The 4,560-nt window shown below is 59.1% G+C and carries 1 protein-coding gene; it reads left to right on the forward strand.

Translation table 11 applies throughout. The features are described from left to right. Nucleotides 1-652: 652 nt before the first annotated feature. A partial coding sequence (locus AC1DT3_RS12770) for a hypothetical protein (RefSeq protein WP_477465626.1) occupies nucleotides 653-4,560 on the forward strand: 3,908 nt, incomplete at its 3' end.

A 4,560-nucleotide genomic window follows, 5' to 3' on the forward strand; every position in this document is an offset into this window, starting at 1 on the left:
GTCATGGGGTGAGCATCTAAAAGAAACTGGGTATTTTGGAACCGACTACGCTGTGGTTAATTTTTCTGCACGAGGTTCCACGGACATTATTGTGTCAATCGGGCAAACCGACGGTCTTTATGGCTGGACGGCCCCTGCCACAGCGCATGTCTATGCCCAAAACCCGACCACAGGCAGTTGGGAGGTTAATTCCTTTCAAATTGGAGGCTATGGCGCCTCGGTCCGATCATTCTCCGTCGGATCTGGATTGGGACCCTTGGAATGGGGCGGCGCCTACGTTGCAATAACCGGGCACAATCCCATGATGGGTGTGCCGGGCGGGAAACTTATTGGATCTCCAGTAAAGGTAATAAATCACGTTTTGGCTCCTCGCGGATATGCGGTCACGATACTTGGTGGCTTTGGTCAAACCGTAGATCCCACCTTAAAAGAGATTTTCGAGGCCCTAAAAAGAGGCCTAACCCCCGATGAAATCCGTAAAATTAAAGGCCTCGAACAAAAAGCAAAGGAGATATTCGATCAGATCACGAGCCATTGCTTCCCGCGCGGAGTTTTGATCGATACGATTGAGGGGCCCCGCCCAATTGAAGAAATCCGCGAGGGCGATATCGTCCATGTCATCGGACACAGGGGCGAACCCACGTTCGGACGCGTGGCGCGTTTGTTCCGCGGCATCACCACTGAATGGCTACTGCTCTCCTGCGGCTTGATCGTGACAAGCGGCCACCGCTTCCTCAATGAACTCAATCAGTACGAGCGGATTGACGCGATACTCGAGCGTCGCGGTATGATCGTGCAAAAAGACGGCGAGCTCGTTTGTGTTACGGCGGAACGCGTGCAGTTCTGCGATGAGACACGGCGCCTTTATGAAGAGGCTGAATATGTCGTTGCGGAGAGCAATGGCAATATCACGTTGAAGCCGCAGATCCGAAGCGGATGGCGCTCTTACAATTTCGAGGTCGAAGACTTTCACAACTACATCGCTGGCGGTTTTCGGGTCCACAACGATTCGCTTCAGAACTACCTCAACCTTTCCGTCATGATGAAGAACGACGCCTATATGGGCGTTGCGATCAGCGACATGGCGGAGCAATTCGGATATGACGCCGTCGGATCGGCTTCATGGTCCAGCGAGCCATTCGCGCAAAAGGACTTCGAACAACACGCCGCGGCGATGGTCGGTGCCTATCATGAAGCGATTGCCGCGGGCGATCTGAAGACGGCCGAGGCGATCCTCGGGGGTATGCAATCGGTCGAGTCGGGTGCGAGAGCGGCCCGACAGCACTCTGAGCAAGCGCAGCGCAACAACCCCCACTCTTCCGCGAAACCGCAATGGGCAAGCGAGGAAGACCGGTACGGCCTTGGAGAACAGATTGCCGGAAGAGCTATATCGAAGATGACGGGTCAGCCTTACAAGGGCCCCGATAGCAAACCCGGCACGGGTTCGGGCGGCGGGCAAGGCGGCCACACGCCCGACGTCAACAACGCGCCGGAACATGACGACCCAAATGATGGGGATGGCGTTCCGGGAACTGCGCCGCCAAGCGGCGGCGAAAATCTGTCGGCAGGCGATCGACCGGAGAACCAGGAACCAAGTCCGACAGGGAAAGAACCAATCGTTACGACGGTCGGGCCATTGACCGTCACCCGCAATCCGGACGGAACCGTATTCTCGGAAACCAACGGGGAAAAGCGGCAAACCTTCGCGACAGTGAAGGACAAAGACCTTCTCGCACTTGGCGAGACTGTGGTTCTCGACGATGGCAGCAAGCGCCAGGAGATCAAGACGGCGTTGGCGGGTGGCGGCATGCAGGAGAGCGTCGAACACATTGCGGCGAACGGAGAGTTGCTATCGCAGACCGTGACCGTGAATCAAATCCTGCGCATCAACTACCAGCGAACCGCCAACGGAGAGCGCGCACTCGACCAATACAACGATTCCGGTTTCTTGGAGAGTCAGACCTTCGTCACCAAGGACGGCTCAGGGTGGTTCTGGCAGTACGACTTCGATCTCGAAAAGCGCACTTTCAAGTCGAAGAAATCCTTCTTCACGAAGGACGGCACCGTAACATATGCACGCCTCATCCTCAAAAACGGCACCACCGAGATTCACAGCTACGCCAAATCGCACACCCTCACGAGCGCCAGCAATCGGCTGCGGTTGATGGAGGCGGCTGAGAACGGAACAGGCAATGGCGCCAACAACCTCATCGTCGGTGATGCGCTCGCGAACCTCCTGAAGGGCCTCGGCGGCAACGACACGATCGAGGGCAAGGACGGCAACGATACGCTGAATGGCGGCGATGGAAAGGATCTCCTGCTCGGTGGCGAAGGCCACGATGTGCTGCGCGGAGATGATGGGAACGACACGCTGCAAGGCGGCAATGGCCGCGACGATTTGTTCGGCAATGCCGGTGACGACACGCTCAATGGTGGCGATGATCGGGACGCCCTCGAGGGCGGCGACGGCAATGATGCGCTCGGCGGAGGCAATGGGGCCGATCTCATCGACGGCGATGCCGGCAACGACCGTCTTCATGGCGAAGACGGCGACGATACGCTCGCTGGCGGATCGGGCGACGATGTTCTTCATGGTGGCACGGGCAACGATACCGTGCGCGGTGACGACGGCAACGACCAGTTATACGGCGTTGCCGGCGCCGATTATCTCGATGGTGGCGCCGGAAACGATGCCCTCGATGGCGGGACCGGAAATGACTCCCTCGTGGGTGTGGATGGCGACGACACTCTCACTGGCGGGGAAGGCAACGACTCGCTCCACGGTGGTCAGGGTCGCGACATCCTGATCGGCGGTTCGGGTGAGGACAACCTGCAGGGAGCCGAGGGCGACGATCACCTCTCCGGAGAAGCCGGCCGCGACATGATGGGTGGCGGCGACGGTAACGACGCCCTGTTGGGTGGATCGGGTGCGGATCAATTGTCGGGCGGCAATGGCGACGACCTGTTGGATGGTGGCTCTGATGCGGACACCATCAACGGAGGTGCGGGCAACGATAACCTGATCGGAGGTTCCGGCAACGACGTCACGAGTGGCGAGGCCGGGAACGACACGCTTCTCGGCGGCCTTGGCGACGACATGCTCATGGGCGGCGATGGGGCGGATCTCCTCGATGGCGGAGAAGGCCACGACCAGATCTTCGGCGGCGCCGGCAACGACACGGTGATCGGGGGACCGGGAGTGGACTTCCTCGACGGTGGCGACGGCTCCGACACGATCGTGCTCTCCGGCAACCGCTCGGACTACGAGATCCGCTACAACGCGGCGATCGGGCGTTTCTCCATCAGGGACTTGCGCACAGGTTCGCCTGACGGCACCGATCTCGCCAATATCGAGGTGTTTCGTTTCGCGGACGGTGACCTGAACGTGTCGCAACTCAACTACATCGTCGGCACAGATTCCGAAACTGCCTGGGATATCGAGAATGCCGATGGTTCGCGCACCACGATCGCCTGGGTCCCGACCGGACCCGGGAAATGGGACGCCACCATCACCCATCGCAACGTCGACGGCTTGAAGACCAGCGAGACGGTGTTCCACGCCGATGGTTCGCGCACCAGTTACGCCTGGGACCGCGCGGGTACCGAGACATGGGATTCCTACATCCAGCAATACGACACGAGCGGGGAGCTGGTCGCGCAGACCGACTTCAACGACAACGGCACCAAGACCATCCACGAATGGGATCAGGACCCCACCACACCGCTCGATTACCGCAAGACCACCTACAACGCCTCCGATGCGGTGTATGGACCCAGTGAGGTCGCCAAGCAGGAGGATTTCGACGCGGATCTCAAGCCGCTCGCCTTGCGCGAATGGGACTACGCCCCCAAGGAAATCGTCGATTGGAAGTATCGCAAGACGATCTATGACAGCCAGATCCGCGTGATCAAGGTCACCACGAACTACGACGACAATTCCCAGCGCATCGTCGAGAAGGATTACGACGAAGGCTACCCAGGCAACCCTGCCGACAATTGGGAGCGCCGTGAGACCCTGACGGACGCCTCCGGCGTCACGGTTTTCTCGCAGACGAATTTTCATCACAACTATTCGGCGGCCAACGACCTGTCGAGCGTCACCTCGAAATGGAATCCGGCCGGAATCGTTTGGCTCTCAACCGTCCTCCACAAGAACCACCTCGAACAGGACAAATGGGAGCAGACGGTCTTCACGGGCAATTCCACCAAGACGAAGGCCTGGGACTATTCCGGCAACACCTGGCGCCTCCAGGAGACCGACGCCTTAGCCAACGGCGACAAGACGTGGCAGAAAGAAACCTGGGAGAACGACGCCGCCATCGAGCGGAAATGGGATTACAGCGGGGCCATCGATTGGAAGCGCGATGAGAAGCGCACCGACGCCGACGGCGTCCTCTACTGGCACGAACACGTCAAGGACGATAACGACCGCACGCTTTACGAGAAGGATGTCTTCAACGCCGAACCGTGGAACGAGCGGACCCGGGTCTATGTGAATCTCACCAAAATCGTTTCCGAGGAGGAGATTTTTGCTGGCGGCGTCAAGACGCTGCGCCAGTA

It is taken from the genome of Microvirga sp. P4_G7 (genome assembly GCF_056401005.1).